The 19,024-nt window shown below is 67.7% G+C and carries 20 protein-coding genes and 1 pseudogene; 12 read left to right on the forward strand and 9 right to left on the reverse strand.

Annotated features, from left to right (window positions below):
* Nucleotides 1–601 precede the first annotated feature (601 nt).
* A pseudogene (locus tag EBN03_RS09775) lies at nt 602–993 on the reverse strand (nitroreductase/quinone reductase family protein).
* 113 nt (nt 994–1,106) lie between these two features.
* On the opposite strand from EBN03_RS09775, the gene EBN03_RS09780 reads away from it, so the two are divergent.
* On the forward strand, nt 1,107–1,646 hold the full coding sequence (locus EBN03_RS09780; RefSeq protein WP_122187624.1) for a DUF4334 domain-containing protein: 540 nt from the start codon (nt 1,107–1,109) through the stop codon (nt 1,644–1,646).
* A 179-nt stretch (nt 1,647–1,825) separates the two neighbouring features.
* Here the strand turns inward: EBN03_RS09780 and EBN03_RS09785 are convergent, their stop codons facing one another.
* Nucleotides 1,826–2,587, reverse strand: coding sequence for an SDR family oxidoreductase (locus EBN03_RS09785; protein ID WP_122187625.1), 762 nt, complete (start codon nt 2,585–2,587; stop codon nt 1,826–1,828).
* A 175-nt stretch (nt 2,588–2,762) separates the two neighbouring features.
* Between EBN03_RS09785 and EBN03_RS09790 the strand changes: the two genes are divergently transcribed.
* The 3 genes from EBN03_RS09790 (at nt 2,763) to EBN03_RS09800 (ending at nt 5,571) form a co-directional block, all read left to right on the forward strand.
* The gene (locus tag EBN03_RS09790) at nt 2,763–3,719 is read left to right on the forward strand and encodes a helix-turn-helix domain-containing protein (RefSeq protein ID WP_199742694.1); all 957 of its coding nucleotides are present in this window, start codon (nt 2,763–2,765) and stop codon (nt 3,717–3,719) included.
* A 658-nt stretch (nt 3,720–4,377) separates the two neighbouring features.
* Nucleotides 4,378–4,965, forward strand: coding sequence for a carbonic anhydrase (locus EBN03_RS09795; protein WP_122187626.1), 588 nt, complete (start codon nt 4,378–4,380; stop codon nt 4,963–4,965).
* A gap of 108 nt (nt 4,966–5,073) precedes the next feature.
* Nucleotides 5,074–5,571 (forward strand): nucleoside deaminase, encoded by a 498-nt coding sequence (locus EBN03_RS09800; protein WP_122187627.1) that lies wholly within the window; start codon nt 5,074–5,076, stop codon nt 5,569–5,571.
* Here the strand turns inward: EBN03_RS09800 and EBN03_RS09805 are convergent.
* On the reverse strand, nt 5,467–6,231 hold the full coding sequence (locus EBN03_RS09805; RefSeq protein ID WP_233608279.1) for a class I SAM-dependent methyltransferase: 765 nt from the start codon (nt 6,229–6,231) through the stop codon (nt 5,467–5,469). The genes EBN03_RS09800 and EBN03_RS09805 overlap by 105 nt on opposite strands.
* 33 nt (nt 6,232–6,264) lie before the next feature.
* On the opposite strand from EBN03_RS09805, the gene EBN03_RS09810 reads away from it, so the two are divergent.
* The gene (locus EBN03_RS09810) at nt 6,265–6,819 is read left to right on the forward strand and encodes a TetR/AcrR family transcriptional regulator (RefSeq protein ID WP_199742696.1); all 555 of its coding nucleotides are present in this window, start codon (nt 6,265–6,267) and stop codon (nt 6,817–6,819) included.
* A gap of 177 nt (nt 6,820–6,996) precedes the next feature.
* On the opposite strand, the gene EBN03_RS09815 is transcribed toward EBN03_RS09810, so the two are convergent.
* Entirely contained in the window at nt 6,997–7,566 is a 570-nt protein-coding gene (locus EBN03_RS09815; protein WP_147471505.1) for a MarR family winged helix-turn-helix transcriptional regulator, read from the reverse strand.
* A 71-nt stretch (nt 7,567–7,637) separates the two neighbouring features.
* On the opposite strand from EBN03_RS09815, the gene EBN03_RS09820 reads away from it, so the two are divergent.
* Together EBN03_RS09820 and EBN03_RS09825 are read left to right on the forward strand one after the other, a co-directional pair.
* Nucleotides 7,638–7,991, forward strand: coding sequence for a VOC family protein (locus tag EBN03_RS09820; RefSeq protein ID WP_122187882.1), 354 nt, complete (start codon nt 7,638–7,640; stop codon nt 7,989–7,991).
* A 197-nt stretch (nt 7,992–8,188) separates the two neighbouring features.
* Nucleotides 8,189–8,689 carry a hypothetical protein gene (locus EBN03_RS09825; RefSeq protein ID WP_147471506.1) on the forward strand — a complete coding sequence of 167 codons (501 nt, stop codon included), beginning with the start codon at nt 8,189–8,191 and terminating at the stop codon, nt 8,687–8,689.
* A 28-nt stretch (nt 8,690–8,717) separates the two neighbouring features.
* Here EBN03_RS09825 and EBN03_RS09830 read toward each other — a convergent pair whose 3' ends face one another.
* The 3 genes from EBN03_RS09830 to EBN03_RS09840 all read right to left on the reverse strand — a co-directional run bounded on the left by EBN03_RS09830 (nt 8,718) and on the right by EBN03_RS09840 (nt 11,487).
* Complete coding sequence (locus tag EBN03_RS09830; RefSeq protein WP_122187630.1) at nt 8,718–9,332, reverse strand: alpha/beta hydrolase family protein; 615 nt, start codon at nt 9,330–9,332, stop codon at nt 8,718–8,720.
* A 228-nt stretch (nt 9,333–9,560) separates the two neighbouring features.
* Nucleotides 9,561–10,691: an MFS transporter gene (locus EBN03_RS09835; RefSeq protein ID WP_233608280.1), complete on the reverse strand. Its 1,131-nt coding sequence runs from the start codon at nt 10,689–10,691 to the stop codon at nt 9,561–9,563.
* Nucleotides 10,692–11,124: 433 nt separating this feature from the next.
* On the reverse strand, nt 11,125–11,487 hold the full coding sequence (locus tag EBN03_RS09840; RefSeq protein ID WP_122187631.1) for an ArsR/SmtB family transcription factor: 363 nt from the start codon (nt 11,485–11,487) through the stop codon (nt 11,125–11,127).
* A 35-nt stretch (nt 11,488–11,522) separates the two neighbouring features.
* Between EBN03_RS09840 and EBN03_RS09845 the strand changes: the two genes are divergently transcribed.
* On the forward strand, nt 11,523–13,583 hold the full coding sequence (locus EBN03_RS09845; RefSeq protein ID WP_122187632.1) for a heavy metal translocating P-type ATPase: 2,061 nt from the start codon (nt 11,523–11,525) through the stop codon (nt 13,581–13,583).
* 220 nt (nt 13,584–13,803) lie between these two features.
* Nucleotides 13,804–14,541 carry a haloacid dehalogenase type II gene (locus tag EBN03_RS09850; protein ID WP_122187633.1) on the forward strand — a complete coding sequence of 246 codons (738 nt, stop codon included), beginning with the start codon at nt 13,804–13,806 and terminating at the stop codon, nt 14,539–14,541.
* A 12-nt stretch (nt 14,542–14,553) separates the two neighbouring features.
* Here the strand turns inward: EBN03_RS09850 and EBN03_RS09855 are convergent, their stop codons facing one another.
* On the reverse strand, nt 14,554–14,997 hold the full coding sequence (locus tag EBN03_RS09855) for a DUF4442 domain-containing protein (RefSeq protein ID WP_122187634.1): 444 nt from the start codon (nt 14,995–14,997) through the stop codon (nt 14,554–14,556).
* A gap of 247 nt (nt 14,998–15,244) precedes the next feature.
* On the opposite strand from EBN03_RS09855, the gene EBN03_RS09860 reads away from it, so the two are divergent.
* The gene (locus EBN03_RS09860) at nt 15,245–15,577 is read left to right on the forward strand and encodes a hypothetical protein (RefSeq protein ID WP_147471507.1); all 333 of its coding nucleotides are present in this window, start codon (nt 15,245–15,247) and stop codon (nt 15,575–15,577) included.
* A 71-nt stretch (nt 15,578–15,648) separates the two neighbouring features.
* Here the strand turns inward: EBN03_RS09860 and EBN03_RS09865 are convergent, their stop codons facing one another.
* Nucleotides 15,649–17,037 (reverse strand): DHA2 family efflux MFS transporter permease subunit, encoded by a 1,389-nt coding sequence (locus EBN03_RS09865; protein ID WP_122187636.1) that lies wholly within the window; start codon nt 17,035–17,037, stop codon nt 15,649–15,651.
* Nucleotides 17,038–17,198: 161 nt separating this feature from the next.
* On the opposite strand from EBN03_RS09865, the gene EBN03_RS09870 reads away from it, so the two are divergent.
* Together EBN03_RS09870 and EBN03_RS09875 are read left to right on the forward strand one after the other, a co-directional pair.
* Nucleotides 17,199–17,645 (forward strand): hypothetical protein, encoded by a 447-nt coding sequence (locus EBN03_RS09870; protein ID WP_122187637.1) that lies wholly within the window; start codon nt 17,199–17,201, stop codon nt 17,643–17,645.
* 250 nt (nt 17,646–17,895) lie between these two features.
* Nucleotides 17,896–18,846, forward strand: a complete 951-nt coding sequence (locus EBN03_RS09875; protein WP_122187638.1) for an RNA polymerase subunit sigma-70 — start codon at nt 17,896–17,898, stop codon at nt 18,844–18,846.
* Nucleotides 18,847–19,024: the final 178 nt, after the last annotated feature.

The raw sequence follows: 19,024 nt of genomic DNA on the forward strand, positions 1-19,024 counted from the left end.
CGCAAGACCTAGACTCGACGGGCTGTGGTCCCATATCGATACAGCGGAATCCGATATCGCCTGTAGTGATGCCGAAAGCGCATAAAGCATGAGCGACACAGTCCGTGCAGGCCTATCGCCGGAGGCCGCCGTTGGCATCCATAGCGGTTCATTAGCGCCGCTAATGGCAAGTAGTACCAGCACAGCGCGGCCACTGTCAAAAGATAGCCACGCCTCGGTAATTCACCGATCCATGCAATCCGAACCCCGCACCCGGACGCCATTGCATCCCGACTCGCACCGATCCGTCGCGGAGCAGAAGTTCCGGCCCATCGCCTTGTCGCCGCAGACAAGGTGTCGGATATTCGGCGGCGACAAACCCTGCGAGCCGAGTGACGTTCGCCAAATCCGCGCTACGACTGGATCACGGCCCATCGACTGGTGAGATCTACCACGTGCGATGCATGGCGAGCCGCCGCGACCGCAGCACTCGCCGCGCTGGTCTCGAATCGGAATATCGCTGCACCCCTTGCGGTTTCCCTATCGTGCGGCAGCACCGATCGAAGTCGGAAGCTCGGATGCCGCCGACCGGGCTGCTCGAGCCATACGAGAGACCGGCAGGTCAGCCCAAGTCGATGCGAACGGTCAGCAGATCGGTGCCGACCGTTCGCACCACCGCGCTGTTGGCACGCGGCAGCTCGCGCAGCCGAGTACGGACATCGTCGCGGGCACCAGGTGCGCCGTGCCGGAATGCCACCGGCCCCGAAGGCGCAACCGAACCCGGTTGTTCACCTTGATGTTTCGAATGTACTGAGACTTCTCACCGAACTCGGACACGAGCCGGAAGGATTGCCCGCGGCGGCGCCCGCCGATCGGCGTGATCCTCGGCTCACCACTCTTCCGCCCCGTCGTCTCGAGCAGGGTCTGCCCCGGCAGCCGCCGCAGCATCGGGTTACCGATACGGCGTTGAAACGTCGTTACCGCCCGGTGTTGCAGATCTCGCAGCATGGTCACGACCCCAACTTATCGAAGGGCCGGTTCGATTGCCGTACAACGGAGGCCCGGCTTCGCTACGGCCGGGCGAGGAGTTCGCCAGTAGATTGCCGCAGCGCACAGCGGTATCGTGGATGCGAGTCTCCGCCACTGGATTGGAGAGCACCGTGAGCGACAATCCGGCCCGCACCGCATTCTCCGAGCTCAAGAAGCGCGCCCGGCAGCGGCTGGTGACCGGACCGGAGCATTTCCTGATCCCCGACGCCGACCTCGACGAATTCTGGGCCACGTTGGAGCCCGCCACCGTCGACTTCATGATCGGTGCGTGGGAGGGTGGCGAGTTCGACACCGGACATCGCGAAAACGGGACGTTGGCCCTGATCAACTGGTTCGGTAAGACCTTCAACTCGGCCACCGACGTGCAGCCCCTGGTCTGTCTGGATGCCGACGGCAACCGGTACTCGAACACCGACAACGGCGAGGGCAGCCTCTGGATGGAGGAGTTCCGCGGCGAGGTCACCGCGACGATGGTGTTCGACGAACAACCCGTTCACGACCACTTCAAGAAGATCGACGACGACGCCGTGATGGGCATCATGGACGGCAAGAACGCCCTCGACAACGGCCGGTACGCATACTTCTATCTCGAGCGGGTCCATGCTGCGTATTCGTAGTCACGGCGACTACGCCGTGGCGATGGCAACGCACGATCCGAACTCCTACCGCCGGCCGAAATCCGGTCGTGTGGCCGAATCTCCAATGCGCTCAGCGAGTTCAGCGCGACGTAGAACCCTACGTCACATTCCGTCACTTGACGGAGGTGCACAATTCAGAAGAGAGATCAACAAAGGCTTCAGCCTTTGCGGTTGGGGAGCATGGCCAGGGCCTGGGAGCGCTGTGCCACGAGGTCGTCGTAGGTGCCGTCGCGCTCGGCCCAGCGGTGCATGCGGACGCCCTTCACGAGGACCTCGTGAGGGGTGGGGTTCTCCGAGAGCAGCTGCATGACCTCGGTGGCGAAGTCGTCGAGCGGCAGTGCGTGCGGGTTCACCTTTTCCTGACCTGCTGTGGCGACGGCCGGGGGGACGAGCTCGACGACGCCGACACCGGTGCCGTCGAGCTGCGCGCGCAGTGCCTCTGAGTAGGCGTGTACCGCAGCCTTCGAGGCGGCGTAGCTGGGCATGGGCGGGAACGGCAGGAAGGCGATTCCGGAGGTGACGGTAATGAAGGTGCCGGCGCCGCGCCGGACCAGGTGGGGGGTGAAGGCGTCGATGACCCGGACGGTGCCGAGCAGGTTGGTGTCGATCGTCGTCTCTGCCACCTCGAAGTGCGCGGGGTCGCGCAGGTCCTCCAGGAGCATGACCCCCGACATGGTCACCACAGTGTCCATGTCGGAGTACCGGGCGAGCACGGCATCACGAAAAGACGAGACGGAGGCACTGTCCGTGACGTCGACCCCGAACGTGCCGAAACCTTCCCCGGCGAGTTCCGAGAGTGCCTCTGGGCTGCGGCCGCCAACGGCCACGGTGCTGCCCGCCGCGGCGAACCGGTGGGCCAGCTCTCGCCCGATACCCGAAGTTCCGCCGACGATGAGAACGGTGCGGTTGGAGAGATCCACGAGATCTTCCTTTCATTCTGAGGCGCCAACGGCGTTCGGGCCCGGCGCAGACAGCGATCTTTCAAACGATGTCATCGCAGTCTCGACGGCATTCGCTGGATGTGGGAGGGCCCCCGTCTTCCCTGGTCCTGCCAGGGCCCCCGCTGAGACACGCGCACCGGATTACGGTGTCGGTATGGAGGAGAAGGAATCCGGCAACCGGCTCGGCAGCTACCTTCGTGCCCGGCGTGAGCTGGTCTCTCCGGCGCAGGCAGGGCTTCCGTCCGGTGGCAACCGCCGCGTGCCCGGCCTGCGCCGTGAGGAAGTCGCCCTGCTCGCCGGGATCAGTCCCGACTACTACCTGCGCCTGGAACGGGGCCGTGACAAGAACCCCTCACTCCAGGTTCTCGAATCACTTGCGCGAGTCCTGCAGCTCGACGACATCGAACGGACGTATCTGCTCGGCCTCACGGCGACACGCCCCAGGGCGTCACGCCGGAAGCGGCCCGAGCACGTACCGGCGCGAGTGCATGAGCTGCTCGCCCACCTGCAGATCCCCGCGTTCGTCGAAGGGCGCGCGTTCGACGTCCTGGCCTCCAACCCTATGGCCGTCGCGTTCTCCCCCCGTTTGCGGCCCGGCCAGAACCGGCTTCGTTCCCTCCTCCTCGATCCCGAAGAACAAGCCTTCCACCAGGACTGGACGAAAGCCACCGCCGACTTCATCGCCGCCCTTCGCACCAGCATCGGGGACGACACCGACAACCCTCGGTTCGTCGAACTCGTCGGAGAACTCGCACTGTCCAGCCAGCGGTTCCGAACGTTGTGGGCCCGCCACGACGTCCGCAGTCTCGACGGAGGCACGACCACGGTCCACCACCCCGTCGTCGGCGAACTACGCCTCCATCGCGACAAACTCGCCATCGACGACGTAATCCTCGTCGTCTACTACCCGGACAAGGACAGCGACAGCGACGAGAAACTGCGGCTCCTCGCCGCACTCTCACACACCGAGTCCACCGGCACAGCACATGACAGTCGGGCGGACGACCCGCACCAAAGACACCCTGACGAGCACGCACCCGCCCGGCGGTACAGCCAGAACGCCCCCGCCGCGGGCTCCGTCGCCGACCAGATAACTGATAGGCCCCATTGACCCATAGGCCGCCGCCTGGCGACCTGCAGCAGGCCTATGCAGAGCGGCCCGGCGTAGGAGAAGCACTCCCGTCGACAGCAGGCGAATCAGCCTGCGCGCGAACCTACTGTGCGGCTCGGGCCAGCTCCAGGATTCCGGGGCCGTCCCGATCGAATTCCCAGCAGCTGCAACTTCCGAAACGGTCCAATCGGGCATCGCTTCGAACCTCGCGACAACCTCCGATAAGTGAACCTTATCGGAGGTCAGGATTCAGGAATCCCCCGATTATCGTGGTTACGTAGCTATTTCGTTTCGTGTGCCCAACGCAAACGTTATGCGCGACACAATTGCCCTGCTGACACGGGCCTGCGATTTTCGGCTGATCCGCGGGGCGGTCGCGTGTGTCAGCTACCCGGACAAGAGGGCCCACCGAGGCGTGCGCACCGCGACGAGTTCCCGACCGAAGTCGGTGGAGATTGCGGGCTGGGGCATCACGCATCGCCCCCTCGAGCCGGCTTCCGCAGCTGCACTGGCAGCAGGATGCCGAAACCGACCTCCCGTGCCATAGGTATGACCAATGGTTTCCATGACAACTATGTACTGGACGCTATAGATACAGGTCATGCAGAGTGGAACTCACCCGGCCGCGAGTCGGCCGGAGCACGAAGGGAGTGACTCCATGCAGCACCTGACCGAAGGTGTCGCCCAGTTCCGACGGGACGTCTTTCCGGCGAAGGCAGAGCTTTTCGCCCAGCTGGCCACACGTCACATGCCGCACACGCTGTTCATCGGATGCTCGGATGCCCGGGTCGTCCCGGAGCTGATCACGGCGACCGATCCGGGTGATCTGTTCGTCATTCGTACCGCCGGCAACCTCGTACCCGCCTACACGCCCGACGCCGACGGTGTCGCCGCGAGTATCGAATATGCCGTTGCCACACTCGGAGTCGAGAACATCGTCGTGTGCGGTCACTCCGCCTGTGGTGCGATGACCGCGCTCGCCCGCGACCAGGACCTCAGCGAGCTGCCCGCGGTCGCCGCCTGGCTGCGGCACGCGGACGCGTCGCGGGCCCGAACCGCCGCCGTCGGTGACGTCGATGCGCTGGTCGAGCAGAATGTGCTCGCCCAGCTGGCGAATCTGGCCACGCACCCCTCGGTCGCCCGGGCGCTGGCCGAGCGGAAGGTCACCCTCCACGGCTGGGTCTTCGATATCGCGGTCGGCGAGATCGAGGAACTGGCCACCACCGGAGCCGTGCCGGCTGCCTGACCCCTCCGCCGCTGTGGAATGCTCGAGGTCTACGGCGTCGCGCTTCGTGCCCTGATCTCCAGCAGTTCGGCGGAATACCTACCCAGCTCTGCTCGATCGGAGGAATCCATGGACTTCGCCCAACGCACCATCGATCTCGCCCGGCGGAACGTCGAGGAAGGCGGCCGCCCGTTCGCGACCGTCATCGTCAAGGACGGCGAGATCCTCGCCCAGAGCCCCAACCAGGTGGCCCAGACCGGTGACCCGACCGCCCACGCGGAAATCCTCGCCATCCGCGCGGCCTGTCTCGCGCTCGGCACCGAACATCTGACCGGCACCACCATCTACGTTCTCGCGCATCCCTGCCCGATGTGCCTGGGCGCGCTGTACTACTGCTCCCCCGACGAGGTCGTCTTCCTCACCACCCGCGAAGCCTACGAGCCGCACTACGTGGACGACCGAAAATACTTCGAACTGGCCAACTTCTACGACGAATTCGCCAAGCCCTGGCAGGATCGCCGGCTACCCATGCGCTACGAGGAGCACACGGATGCCGTCGACGTGTACCGGGAGTGGCAGGCCCGCAACGGTGGTGAGCGCCGCGTGCCCGGTGTCCCGACCGCCTGAGGAAGGTCTCAGGTGTGGCGAACCACGGCGGTCGCGACGAGTGTCGTGTAGTCCATGGTGAAGGACGTCGACGGCGTCACCGACCGCGGTCAGTATCTCGGCCTGCTGATCGGCCCGCAGGCGGGTGAGGCCGCCGGTGGTGGGAAGTAGTTCGAGCCACTGCGCGCTCGAATAGGTCTGCTGCCAGTCGAATTGCCACAGTTCGGGGTCACCGAAACTCCCGGTCTCGCCGATTCGGTCGTTGACCTTGATGTATTCCGAGCGGTAGAACGCGAGCGGCCGCCGGGCGGGTTGGCCACTGAACGGGGAGTCCGGCGCCACGCGCCGAACGGCGGCGGCGAACGGTTCCGCTACCGCGGCAGGTGGCTCGTAGGTGTGACCGAAGATCGCCAGCCGGCCTCCCGGCCGCAGTACAGCGGCGGCTTTCGCGGCGCCGGCGACCGGGTCGATCCAGTGCCACGACTGGGCGGCGAGAATCGCGTCGAATGTCCGGTTGCCGGGCTGCCAGTCTTCGAAGGTGGCGACCTCGACCGGAAGCCCTCGGGCGGAAGCGAATCCGGCCATCCGGGGATCGGGTTCGACGCCGAGTACGGTGCGTTCCGCGGCCTGGAACCGGCGGCCTGCGATGCCGGTCCCGCAGCCCACATCGAGCACGTCCATTCCGGGGATGGTGGCGAGAATCCGTGTCACCAAGTGGTCGGGGTAGCCGGGCCGGGTGACGGGCCGAACGGCCTGACCAGCCGCGCCGTCACCGAGGAGGCGGGCTGCGCGAAAGGCGTTCTGCACCGGCACTTCACCGATTTCGACGGCTTCCTCACCGATCTGGTGCTCGATCGCGCCGGGCAGCTCGAGGCACAAGCCGACGCGCTACGTGTCGCCGCCGGCTCCGGCACGGTGGCCACCAACCTGACCGGCGCGCTGACCGTTCTGTTCGGGCCGGTGCCGGTGGCAATCATTCCCCTCATCATCGTCCGCGACGAGCTGCGCGCCCGCCTGCGGAAATCCCGCCCCGGCGGGGGCACGGCGATCCTTGCCGAGGCCACAACCGCGATCTCCACCTACCTCACCGCCGAACGCGATCTGGGCCGCATCGCGTCCGACGCGGACATCGACTCGCTCACCCTGTCCCTCGTCGGCGGCGCGCACCTACTGTTCACGGACCGGGAATCCGGGCCACCGACCGCACTCGAGATCGAAAAGTTCGTGGCGGCAGCCATTTCCGACGCCGTACACCGACGACCGGCCTGATCCGCGATCCGGCAGCGGATCGCCACTTCAGCCAAGCGGCGATGCGATCGACCTGATGCTCGTGCGGTGTCTGCTCCGCACAGGGGAACCGGGTCCCAGGTTCGAAGCCACACGCGGCCAAGGGAATCGAGGGCGCGGTGACCGGCGCGTAGGCGCAACCGGTTTCGGCTTGTCGCGCTAGCTCCGGTCGGTGGTCGCGTTGTTGACCGGGCAGTTGCCTTCGCTTCGGCCGCACGCCGCGAAGTCGCAGAGACGGCACAGCCACGGTTGTGGGCGGGCGCGAGTGCCGACTGCGCGTTCCTCGGCTCTGGCGTGGGTGACTGTGGTCAGCATCGCGTCCAGTGCTGCAGCGAGAGTGTCGATTTGATCCGCGGACAGCGCCGACAAGGCGTTCGTCAGTGACGTTTCGCGGGCTCGGAGTATCCGCTCCGCCATGCCTCGGCCCGATTCGGTCAACACCACGGATACCGCTCGTCCGTCCTGCGCTCCGACCCGCTCGACCAAGCCCTCGACCGCGAGGCGGTCGACGAGCCGGACCGTGCCCGAGTGCGTCAGGCCCAGCACCGAACTCAACTGGGTGACCGAGCCGCCGTCGAGAAACTCGTGCAGGGCGGTCAGTGCGGCGGGGGCCGACGGGCCGAGTGCTGCGATCGGTTCGACGGCCGCGTTCATGCGGTCCGCGATGACGAGGCTCAACGCGCCCAGGGTGTTGGCTGCGTGCTGGAGGCTTGACCGGTTTCGTGACACCGCTCCAGTTTATATGCATGAGTCACACACAGTCCAAATCTGAGGGTAACGAGCCGACGGCGGCGCTGTCGATGCTGAACATCGACAGCGCGGACCCGGCGCGGCAGGTACGGTTCTACGCGGCCGCGTTCGGCTGGGAGGTCACCTACAGCGACGACAGTTACGGGATGGTCGAAGGCGACGGCATCAAGATCGGCTTCGGCAAGGTCGAGGGGTTCCGGCCCGCGCAATGGCCGGATGAAAACGGCGCCAAACGTTTCCACCTCGGCCTGCAGGTGGACGACCTCGACGAAGCCACCGCGAGGCTGTGCGCGATCGGCGCCAGCCGGCCCGAATTCCAGCCGGGAGCCGGGCGCTGGCGAGTGCTGCTCGATCCCGACGGCCAGCCGTTCTGCCTGAGTCCCCGTCCCGCGGCCATGTCGTAGCGCCTGTCGTGACCGAGCGCGCGGAGCCGCTCCTCCAGGACGCCTAGGCATGGCGCCTTTCACGGTTCGCAGGGATACGAAAGGCAGGGCGGTGTCAGTACCCCTCGACAGGACCCCAGCTCCGCAGCCTGGAGTGATACGTTTTCTCTATGGTCGATTCGATCCATTGACTCTTCTTCGCGCATCAGGGAGATAGCGTGTCCAGAACTGTGAAGGTTTCCGTCGCATGGGTTTGCGGGGGCATTCTCGGGGTTGTTGCCGGATTGTCAGGAGCCGGGGGTGCGTCCGCCGACTCGGCGGGCGGCCCGGTGCAGGTCGGGGGCACCCAGTATTTCAGCCTGGGTGGGTGGAATTGTTCCATCGGCGCGGACGGCGCGGTGGGATGCGATCTGACTGTCCCGGCCGCCGTCATGAATGTGCTCTATCTCGGCGCGCAGGTGCCGCTGCCGAATGTATCCGCGATTGTCATCGATTCGACTGCGGCCCCGGCGCATCCGGAGTGGAACTCCAACGGCAGTCACACACTGCCGGGCGGTAATCCGGCGCCGGTGCCCATCGCGCAGGTGAGTGGGCACGATCCGCAGTTCTCGGTCTCATATGCCGGAGCGACCTGTCAGATCACCTATTCCGGTGCGGCGGTGTGCACTTCGATGGGGCACGGGTTCAGCCAAAGAGGACCAGAGCCTTTCGGCTACTGATCCTCTTCGAATCGTTCGATGACGGATGTCACCGGTACCAGACGCCGGAATCCCAGTCGCCGTAGTCCCAGACATCGAAATCGTAACGACCATGGGCGCCTCCGAAGAGGTAGCCCCACCAGCCGGCCGAAGTGTCGCAGATCTGGTCGTCGTGGTTGCACACCGTCAGCACCGGGAAGCCGCCGAACCAGTCGTCGACGCCCGCGAGCGGGTAGCCGATGATGCCGCTGCCGGGCGTGGACGACAATCCACCCCAGCCCGGACCTGGAGCCCGCTTGGGATCCGACAGCAGAATGGCATTGGCATTGTCGACGTCCTGGTGTGCGGTGACCCAGGCGTGCACCAGACCCGCGCCCTCACTGTGCCCGATCAACCGGATGTGGTCGCCGGGACATTCGTTGCGGTGCTGCCAGAACAACCGGTTGAGTTCGTTCAACCCCGACATCGGGTCGGCGGAGTTGTAACCCACGGGTTGATTCACGAACGGTGCGAAGATGGACGAGGTGTTGTCGCCCAGTCCGCCGATGCCGATGGCCCAATCACCGGTGCAGTCATCGGCATTGGCCCGCGGAGCCGTCAGGTGTGTGATGGAAAAAAGGATGGCCAACAGTAATGTGGCGAAGAGCGCCGTTGCTCTACGCATGGTCGTAACTCTCTGAATTGTCTTGCCTCCGGGGCGAGCCCGGCTTCAGCAGGGTGTACCCAGAAATTGCCGGGGTGCCTGATTCCTGGCGAAACAGTTACATCCGCACCGGTTTTGTAGGCCGTACCGCGATGTCGCCGCGAAATCGCCCGGGAAGCGGGTAAATTGCGCAGCCGCACTTCTCGGATCAGTCGGTTTCGCGTACCCGCGCTACCCTGGTGGCGCGCATCAGCGTGCCCGGGCCACCAGCATCAGACAGGCTGCCGCGGCGGCAGCCAGGATCGTGAACATCACTGGGTAAGCAGCGCCGGTTCCCGAGTGGACCAGCGCCATCACGAACGGCAGTGCGAACCCGCTGTAGCTGACCGCGTAGAACACCGCGTTGAGCCCGGCAAGGTCGTCGGGGCGGGCGATCCGTTCGATCTCCTGCAGTCCGGCGACCAGGCCCGCGCCGTATCCCGTTCCGAGCAGGGCCGCCGCCAGCAGCGTGGCCCACACGGTCAGGATGTCAGCGGCCAGGATGGCGGCAAGCATGCCGGCGACGACCAGGGTCAAGGCCAGCAGCGGGAGACGCACGGTGCCGGGGCGATCGAGGCGGCGCACCACCGACTGGATCCCGAATCCGCAGCCCAGGGTCACCACACATACCAGGGCGGAGAACGCGATCGGCGCTCTTCCGGCATGGCCGAGCATCAGCGTCGGCAGGATCGCATAGGCCCCGGCCGAGCAGGCGAACAACCACACCGCCACCGGCAACACCACACGCCGGAAGCGCCGATGACCGACGGCCGGGATCTTCAGGTCGTCGAGCAGGCGGCCGGACCCCGCATCGCGTGTGACGGTATCGGGTGTGGCGAGCAGGGACGCGGCGGCCGCCACACACAGCCCGCTGTTGATGAGGTACGGCAATGTGCCGGGCCACGGGCCCCACTGGGCGATCGAACCGGCCACCGCTGCGCCGAGGCCGAATCCGCCGGTGAGGCTCATCGCCTGGCGCCGCGCTCCGGTACCGGGCGCGGTCGCCACCGCGTAGGGAGGCTGGGAGAGTTCCTTGAGCCAGCTGCCACCGACCGCCATCGCCAGCCCCAACGCGACTCCGCTGAGCACGCGCCCGGCCGACAGGGTCGCGACATGCTCACCACAGGCCAGCAGCATCGACCCGGCTGCGGCGACGATCGGAGCCGGGCACATCAGCAGTCGTCGCCCGTAGCGGTCGGACAGCGGGCCGCCGATCAGCATCGCGGGCACGATGCCGAGCACGTACTCGAACAGCATCAGGTCGACGGTGGCGGCGGACAAGCCGTCGCGCTTATACATCACCAGCAGTGGGGTGAATTCGTTTCCGCCCCAGGCGATCACGAAGACCGCATACGCGACACTCCACCACGCTCGGGGTGCGACGGTCCGGCCGAGGGGCCCGGCCGTTTCGGCCCTTCCGGCGCCCGCGTCCGCAGGTAGACCGGCCGGGCGTAAGCGGGAGGGCAGGGGCGTGAACACAGAATCGGATACTAAGCGGTCGGTTCAAGACGCTGACCGGCTCGTATGCCGCTATGCGACCCTGGTCACATCGCCTGCTCGCCGACAGCGAGTCGATCCCGACGACACGGCGTTACCCTACAGCGCCTTTCGGCGGTGCCGGTCCGATGGCCGACGACACGCGGCAGGATCTGATGCGTGGTGCGAGAAGACGTCGCATGCCGGACCGCATCGCCCGGCCTGAGCGCACAATCATCGACCTCGAACGGCAGAATTTGCCGGGAAGACGTGTGCACTCAGGCCGGGCTATGCCGGATCAGCCGGCGTTCTCCGACTCCTCGGACAGTCCGAGCCGCAGGTGTTCGCTGTGGTACACCGCTTCGTCCAGCAGCTGGGCGACGTGATTGTCGTAGAGGCGGTAGACGATCGAGCGCCCGGCGCGGGTGCCGGTGACCAGGCCGAGGTTGCGTAGCAGCCGGAGCTGGTGGGAGACCGCGGACTGTTCCATCCCGACCGCCTCGGCCAGGTCGGTGACCGGCCGGGGACCGTGGCGCAGCTCGGTGAGGATCAGTAGGCGGCTCGGGGTCGCGAGCGCTTGCAGCGTGGTGGCGACGTGGGCGGCGGATTCGGCGTCGAGGCGCGCGGCCGGGCGGTCGCGCCCTTCGATTCCGTGTCCCATTGGAGTAGCCTACCTCACAGACGACATATGAAGACATGTTCATTGGTTCTGATATTGTGGCCCGGCCGCCGCCCATCGACCTGGAGGTGAACGTGGTCGCGTCCCTGACATCCGCTCCCCCGGGCGCACACCCGCGAATACCGGTGCGCCGCACCCGACTCTTCGCACTGCCGGAAGCGCGCTGGGCGGCACTGGCCTCGGGACTGTTCCTGCTCGCCCTGGCTACGCAACTGTCCGGCGCCCCCGCGGCGGTGTGGTGGGGCCTGTATCTCGCGTGTTACGCCGCCGGCGGCTGGGAACCGGGACTCGAAGGCCTGAAAGCCTTGCGGGACAAGACCCTCGACGTCGACCTGCTCATGGTGGTGGCCGCGCTCGGCGCCGCCGCGATCGGGCAGATCACCGACGGCGCGCTGCTGATCGTCATCTTCGCCACCTCCGGCGCACTCGAAGCATTCGCCACGGCCCGCACCGAGGACTCGGTGCGCGGCCTGCTGGACCTGGCACCGGAAACCGCCACCCGCGTGGACGCCCACGGCGGCGAAGAATGGGTGGCCGCCGCCGAACTCGCCGTCGGCGATCTCCTCGTGGTGCGGCCGGGTGAGCGAATTCCCGCCGATGCCACCGTGATCGGCGGTGGCAGCGAGGTCGACCAGGCCACCGTCACCGGGGAACCGCTGCCGGTGGACAAGACCGTCGGCGACGAGGTGTTCGCCGGCACGACCAACGGGACCGGCGCGCTGCGGCTGCGAGTCGATCGCCGCGCCGCGGACTCGGTGGTCGCACGGATCGCCGCCCTGGTCGAGGAGGCCGGCCGGACCAAGGCCCGGACCCAGCTGTTCATAGAGAGGGTGGAACAGCGCTATTCCCTGGGCATGGTCGCGGTGACGCTCGCGGTGTTCCTGGTGCCATTGCTGTTCGGCGATTCCCTGCAGCGCGCCCTGCTGCGCGCGATGACGTTCATGATCGTCGCGTCCCCGTGCGCGGTCGTACTGGCGACCATGCCACCGCTGCTCGCCGCGATCGCGAACGCGGGCCGGCACGGCGTGCTCGTCAAGTCCGCGGTCGTCATGGAACAGCTCGGCGCGGTGACGCGGCTGGCGTTCGACAAGACCGGCACCCTGACCCGCGGTGTCCCCGAACTGGTCGAGATCCGGGTCGTGGACCCGCGATTCGACGAGGACGAGCTGCTTCGGCTGGCTGCCGCGGCGGAGCACCCCAGCGAACATCCGCTCGCGGCCGCGATCGTGCGTGCCGCCCGCGCGCGCAATCTGGCCTGGCCGTCGGTCGAGGAGTTCACCGCCCATCCCGGGCGCGGAGTGTCCGCGCGGGTGGGCGAGCGCTGGATGAGTGTCGGCGCGCCGACGGTACCGACCGCGGGCGGCAGTGCGACTTCGGTGGCCGCACTACCGGACGACGGATTCGCGCCCGTCGCCGCCGCAGTGGAGCTGGCGCAGGGCGACGGCAATACCGTGGTGGTCGTTGCCTGCGATGGCGTGCCGATCGGGGTGCTCGCACTGACCGACCAGGTGCGCCCGGAGGCCGCCGCGGCAGTCGCAGCGGCGCAAGCACTTACCGGCCTCGGCCCGGTGCTGTTGACCGGCGACAACCAGGTGACCGCCGACCGGCTCGCCGCCGAGGTCGGTATCGCCGATGTCCGGGCGGGCCTGTTGCCCGACGACAAGGTCGCGGCGGTGCGGGAATTGCAGGCGGGCGGGGCGAAGGTAGCGATCGTGGGCGACGGCATCAACGACGCGCCCGCGCTGGCGGCCGCGCACTCCGGTATCGCGATGGGCGGCGCGGGATCCGATCTGACGTTGCAGACCGCGGACGCGGTCGTCGTGCGCGACGACCTGACGACCGTTCCCGCGGTGATCAATCTGTCCCGGCGCGCCCGCCGGGTGATGATCGCCAATCTCGCCGTCGCCGCGACATTTATCGGCGTCCTCGTGATCTGGGATCTGGCCGGGACGCTGCCGCTTCCCCTGGGCGTGGCCGGGCACGAGGGTTCCACCGTGATCGTCGGCCTCAACGGGCTGCGTTTGCTACGCGCGGCGGCCTGGCGGCGGGCGGCCGTAATGCCGTCGGCCGGAACCTAGTGCGCCGAGCGCGCCAGCTGCGCTTCGAATGCTTCATCGAAACCTGACATGACAGACAGGCTATCGACGGCGTGTCTGCTCAGAGCTGTTTCGGCACAACATAGTTCGAGCAGGTCCGGTTGGCCCGATTCCGCTCCTGACCTGGAACGGAACCCGGTCGGCCACCCCGATTGACCGGCTCCCGTTCCCGCGGATAGCGTCACGTTCGATAGCAGCAGCGATGGTCGGAGCAGGGGGTACCTCGGTGCAAGCCGCGGAGCAGGTGCGGGCACTACTTTTCGACGTCCAGGGAACCGCGACGGACTTCCACACCACCGTCAGCGGCACGGCCGCCCGGGTAGCCGGTGACCGGTTCCCCGACGTCGACTGGGCGGCGTTCGTGAACGATTGGCGCGCCGTCTATTTCCGGGAAACATCGCGTCCGCGTTCGGCATCCGACCCCTGGATCTCCGTGGCCGGCACCTACCGCGCGAAGCTCGCCGAACTGCTCGACGAGCGCGGCATCGCCCTCACCGACCCCGAACGCGACGAGATCGCCGGCGCCTGGGCCCGCCTGCGGCCGTGGCCGGACACCGTCCCCGGGCTGACTCGGCTGCGCAGCCGGTTCACCCTGGCCACGCTGTCCAACGCCGACGTCAACTCGGTGGTCGCCATCAGCCGGCTCGGGAATCTGCCCTGGCACGCGGTGTTCACCGCCGAGATGGCCGGGGTGTTCAAGCCGGATCCGGCGGTCTACGCCATGGCCGCAACGTATCTCGGCCTGGTACCGGAACAGATCATGATGGTGGCCAGCCACAAGTACGACATCCGGGCCGCGGGCGCGCTCGGGTTCCGGACCGCGTTCGTCGCCCGGCCGCTCGAATACGGTGCCGGTGGTACCGCCGACACCGAGTTCTCGGCCGAATTCGACCTCAACGTCAGCGATTTCGAGGATCTGGCCGCTCAGCTGGGCTGCTGACCCGGATACCGCTCACCGGCCGGCGCGAAGGTCCGCCTCCTGCCGCAGCCGGCGGACGTACAGCTCCTGAGTGGCGCGGGCGACCACGGTGCCGCCGGCATCGACAATCGTGGCGTGGTGGGTGGTGATCGACTTGCCGCCGTCGCGCGTGGACTGCCGGATCTCCGCCGCCAGCGCGGCGTCGAATTCCATGGTGGCGGTGACGATTCCGCGCCCCGGCGCCAGGAACTCGATGCCGGATTTCGCGCTCCACACCCGGTAGTCCGGACCCAGCTGGCCGAGTGCCATCATCCCGAAGAAGGGGTCGGTCATCGCGTACAACGTCCCGCCGAAGGCGGTGCCGTTCATATTGCGGTTCCAGGGGCGGACGCGATGCGCCACCCGGATCGAGGTCCAGTCCGCCGCCACATGTTCGACGCGCACGCCCGCGAAGAACAGCGGCGGCCACAGGCTCATGAAACGCCGAAATGTGTGTGGTGAGGGTATCCGCACCCCTGTCCCCCAATTCTGGTCGGCCCGAACCCGTTCGGTCGAGCACGTCCATCATGCCCGGCGGCGTTCCCCGAATGTGTACCGACCGAGCGGTAGATTGTCTGTTTGCCGGGTAGTGGTGGACAACGCCGCGAAGGCCTCCACCACGACCGACGAGATTCCGAACAGATACATCCCAGGATTCACCGGATCGATCGGACAGGAGTACTGGATGCGTTCGACCACATCACTTGCGGCCCTTGCGATCCTGGCACCGGCCGCGGCGGCCACCGTGATCTCCGCCGCTCCGGCCGCCGCCGCCCCGCCGACGGCACCGGTCGTGTGCACCGTGACCCGCAGCGTCGACGACTACGCGCCCGCCGTCCTCGACGACATGCTTTCCCTGCTGCGGCTCTCGGGACAGACGGTGCCGCACGGGGAAGTCGGGCTCACGTGTGCCGCCGCGACCGAGCGGTCACCCGCGAACCTGTGCGCGATCGCTTTCACGCCCGGCGGCACGATCGCGATCGGACCGGCACCGCGAGCCGACGGCAGCTGCTTGTGAGCTGACCGGCGAGCTCGGGTCGTGCCCGGAGCGGGCGGAGTCGCGCCGCACCGATCCGGGCACCTCCGCCCTCACTCCACGGCGACCGGAACCGCTGCTGCCGGAACGAATTCCGCCGCACGCCGATCGGATACCCGGCTGCCGGCCACCGCACCGGCCGCGGCGATCGCCGCGGTGACCAGCATGGCCGCCCGGAACGCCCCGGCGACCTCCGAATACCCGCCGTTCGCGGTGAACACGGCCGCCACTCCGGCGACGCCGAGCGCACCGCCGAGCTGCCGCATGGTGTTGTACACGCCGGAGGCCACACCGATCGACTCAGGTGCCACCGCGCCGAGCACCGCGTTCTGCACTGCGGGCATCGCACACGAGATCCCGATCCCGGCCACCATCATCGCCGGAACCAGCGGCGCGTAGCCGTGTCCGGTGGCTGCCGCGATCCAGGCCGTACCGGCGGCCTGCCCGAGCAGCCCGGCGACGATCAGCGGCCGGTTGCCGATCCGATCGGCCAGCTTGCCCGCGATCGGTGCGACCACGAAAAGCGTTGCGGTCCAGGGAAGCAGGCCGAGACCGGAGCGGAGTGCACTCTGATGCAGGCCGACCTGCAGATACTGGGCGAAGAAGAACGCGGTGCCGAAGAGGCCGGCGGTCATGAGCAGACCGGCCACATTCGCGGACCGGAAGGTCCGGTCGGCGAACAGGGGCAGCGGCACCATCGGCGCCCGGGTGCGACCCTCGAAGACCGCGAACGCCGCCAGCAACACCACACCGCCGACCAGCGATCCGATGACGGCGCCGTCGGTCCAGCCGGCGGTGTTGCCGCGGGCCAGCCCCCACACCAGTCCGAGCACCCCGAGGCCGGACAGCACCACGCCGCCGACATCGATCGGCCGGGCCGGGCCCACACTCTCGGTGACACGACCGAGCACCAGCGGAACGGCGAGCACGCCGATCGGCACGTTCAGCCAGAAGATCCACTGCCAGTCCAGGCCCTGCACGACCAGACCGCCGAGTACCGGGCCGCCGAGGATCGCCAGGCCGGTGATGCCGGCGAAGATACCCATCGCCTTACCGCGTTCCCGTGGCCCGAACGCACTGCCGACCAGTGCGAACGCGGCAGGCATGGTCATCGCCGCGCCGGCGCCCTGCACCGCCCGGGCGGCGATCAGCAGGCCGACCCCGGGGGCCAGCGCACAGGCGGCGGAGGCGGCGGCGAATACGCCCAGGCCGACGGCGAGCATGCGCCGCCGGCCGACGCGGTCGCCGATCGCGCTGGCCGTGAGCAGCAGGACCGCGAAGGCCAGTGTGTAGGCGTTGATCGTCCATTCCAGGTCGGCGACGCCGGCGCCGAGACTGTGACGGATCGCGGTGAGCGCGGTGACGACGACGAGCGCGTCCAGGCCCACCATGAGCGACGCTGTCGAGGCCAGCGCCAGCGTCCAGCGCTGTGTGGTGGTCATGTCGGTTCAACCTTCCGGTCGAGTCGGGATATGTCACCGGTACGTACTCGGCACGGAACGGAAATTCGTCGCGGCGCCGGAAATTTCTTCGCGAAGCCGCCGCCCGATCGCACACAGACCGACACAAGACCGCCCGGCCCGGATCGTGGAACCATCCGAGCATGACTTCTCCCGGCACGTTCGAATACGTCGGCCCGCAGTGGCTCGAGGCGGTCGCGGCGATCGTCGCCGACCTGCTCGGCGACGATCCCGGACCCCTCGACTACTGCGTGTGCGAAGACCTCACGAGCCCGCCGCCCGGCCGCGCCAACACCCCCGCCGGCACCCTGAGCTGGTCCATCCACTTCCACACCGACGGCACCGTGGTCGGCGCCGGCTCCCCCGCGACCGCTGATCTCCGGATCGTCGCCGACTACGCCGTACATCACGCACTGTCCCGCCAGATCTGGGCCGGCGACCCCGAGATCATGGCCGCCGCCCAACAACGCCGCCGATCAGCAACTGCCGCAGGCGAACTCCGGATCGAGGGCGATATGAGTGCCGCCCCCGACCCGATCCGGCGCCTGATCGCGCAGCTACACGACCCGGTCGCGGAGATCACCGCGTGACCGGAAACCTCGGCGTCACCACCTGATCGCTGCGGTCAGGGTCGCCCTATCTTCATGTGCCATATGGTAATTCGCGCAGGTGACGGGTTCGGTCCGTTGGGTTCGGTGCGCGGTTCGTACCGGTGACGGGACGCGATCCGTGGAATCGGCACCTCCGGTGCGAGGGCGTTCACCGGCCGAATCTGTCGGTGGGTGGTGGCATGCTGGACGTGATCCGGAATGCACGGTCGGTCCTGACGGGAGGTCTGGGATGACGGTTGCCGATGACATCGCGGTGGCTGCGGATTCGCATCGGCACGAGCTGCTGGCGTACTGCTATCGCATGACCGGCTCGCTCCACGATGCCGAGGATCTGGTGCAGGAGACGACGGTGCGGGCCTGGCGGGCCGCCGCCAGCTACGATCCGCACCGCGCCTCGGTCCGCACCTGGCTGTACCGGATCGCCACCAATCTCTGTCTGACCGCGCTGCAGCATGCCGAGCGGCGGGTGCTGCCCACCGACATGTCGGAGCCGACGGGGATCTGGCAGGTCGGAGTGCATCCGCGGCGGCCCGAAATCCCTTGGCTGCAACCGTTTCCCGACAGTGAGCCCGGCGACCCGGCCGGTACGGTCGCGGCCCGAGACACCATCCGCCTGGCGTTCGTCTCGGCGCTACAGCATCTTTCGCCCAATCAGCGGGCGGTCCTGGTCCTGCGCGACGTCCTGATGTTCCGGGCGGCCGAGACCGCGGAATTGCTCGAACTCACTCCGGCGGCGGTGAACAGCGCGCTGCTGCGGGCCCGCGCCCGCCTCGCCGAAATCGGCCCCGCCGCAGCGGATTCGGAGCTCAGCGACACCGAGCAGCGCCACTTCCTCGACCGCTACGTCAAGGCGTTCGAAGCCCTCGACGTCGAAACCTTGAAGTCCGTGCTGCGTGACGACGTCGTCATGCAGATGCCGCCCTTCGCCGCCTGGTTCGAGGGCGTGGACGCGGTGTCGGCCTTCCTCGCGGAGGTGTTCGGCGCCAGCGCCGAATTCCGGCTCCTGTCGACCCGGGCCAACGGGCAACCGGCGTTCGGCGCCTACCGCCCCGAATCCACGGGATCGTGCGCGGTCAACCTGCACATCCCGACCCTCACCGCCGACGGCATCTCCCGCATCGACATCTTCCACGCCCCGGAACTGTTCCCGGCCTTCGGTTTACCGGTGCGATTGCCGTAGTACCCCGGCGTCCGGTGCGGCTGCGTGCCCCGGCGCTTCCTTCGACACCCTGATCACCAGCCGCTCGAGCGCGGGAACTCGGTATTCGCGCCCTGGACGCGGCACGACCGCAGGCTGCCGACGGCTCGGCCCCGCAGGGATGATCGCTGCGGGGCTTCTAGTTCGCCGTGCATGTGAC

Source organism: Nocardia stercoris (assembly GCF_003696265.1).
Classification (GTDB): Bacteria; Actinomycetota; Actinomycetes; order Mycobacteriales; family Mycobacteriaceae; genus Nocardia; species Nocardia stercoris.

What these genes read in the sequence shown, in the direction of transcription:
- EBN03_RS09830 (WP_122187630.1), bottom strand. Translation starts at nt 9,332, where the DNA reads ATGCGTAGAGCAACGGCGCTCTTCGCCACATTACTGTTGGCCATCCTT.
- EBN03_RS09820 (WP_122187882.1), top strand. Translation starts at nt 7,638, where the DNA reads ATGCTGAACATCGACAGCGCGGACCCGGCGCGGCAGGTACGGTTCTAC.
- EBN03_RS09850 (WP_122187633.1), top strand. Translation starts at nt 13,804, where the DNA reads ATGGTCGGAGCAGGGGGTACCTCGGTGCAAGCCGCGGAGCAGGTGCGG.
- EBN03_RS09800 (WP_122187627.1), top strand. Translation starts at nt 5,074, where the DNA reads ATGGACTTCGCCCAACGCACCATCGATCTCGCCCGGCGGAACGTCGAG.
- EBN03_RS09855 (WP_122187634.1), bottom strand. Translation starts at nt 14,997, where the DNA reads ATGAGCCTGTGGCCGCCGCTGTTCTTCGCGGGCGTGCGCGTCGAACAT.
- EBN03_RS09860 (WP_147471507.1), top strand. Translation starts at nt 15,245, where the DNA reads ATGCGTTCGACCACATCACTTGCGGCCCTTGCGATCCTGGCACCGGCC.
- EBN03_RS09840 (WP_122187631.1), bottom strand. Translation starts at nt 11,487, where the DNA reads ATGGGACACGGAATCGAAGGGCGCGACCGCCCGGCCGCGCGCCTCGAC.
- EBN03_RS09780 (WP_122187624.1), top strand. Translation starts at nt 1,107, where the DNA reads ATGCGAGTCTCCGCCACTGGATTGGAGAGCACCGTGAGCGACAATCCG.
- EBN03_RS09865 (WP_122187636.1), bottom strand. Translation starts at nt 17,037, where the DNA reads ATGACCACCACACAGCGCTGGACGCTGGCGCTGGCCTCGACAGCGTCG.
- EBN03_RS09845 (WP_122187632.1), top strand. Translation starts at nt 11,523, where the DNA reads ATGTTCATTGGTTCTGATATTGTGGCCCGGCCGCCGCCCATCGACCTG.
- EBN03_RS09790 (WP_199742694.1), top strand. Translation starts at nt 2,763, where the DNA reads ATGGAGGAGAAGGAATCCGGCAACCGGCTCGGCAGCTACCTTCGTGCC.
- EBN03_RS09805 (WP_233608279.1), bottom strand. Translation starts at nt 6,231, where the DNA reads ATGGACGTGCTCGATGTGGGCTGCGGGACCGGCATCGCAGGCCGCCGG.
- EBN03_RS09870 (WP_122187637.1), top strand. Translation starts at nt 17,199, where the DNA reads ATGACTTCTCCCGGCACGTTCGAATACGTCGGCCCGCAGTGGCTCGAG.
- EBN03_RS09875 (WP_122187638.1), top strand. Translation starts at nt 17,896, where the DNA reads ATGACGGTTGCCGATGACATCGCGGTGGCTGCGGATTCGCATCGGCAC.
- EBN03_RS09795 (WP_122187626.1), top strand. Translation starts at nt 4,378, where the DNA reads ATGCAGCACCTGACCGAAGGTGTCGCCCAGTTCCGACGGGACGTCTTT.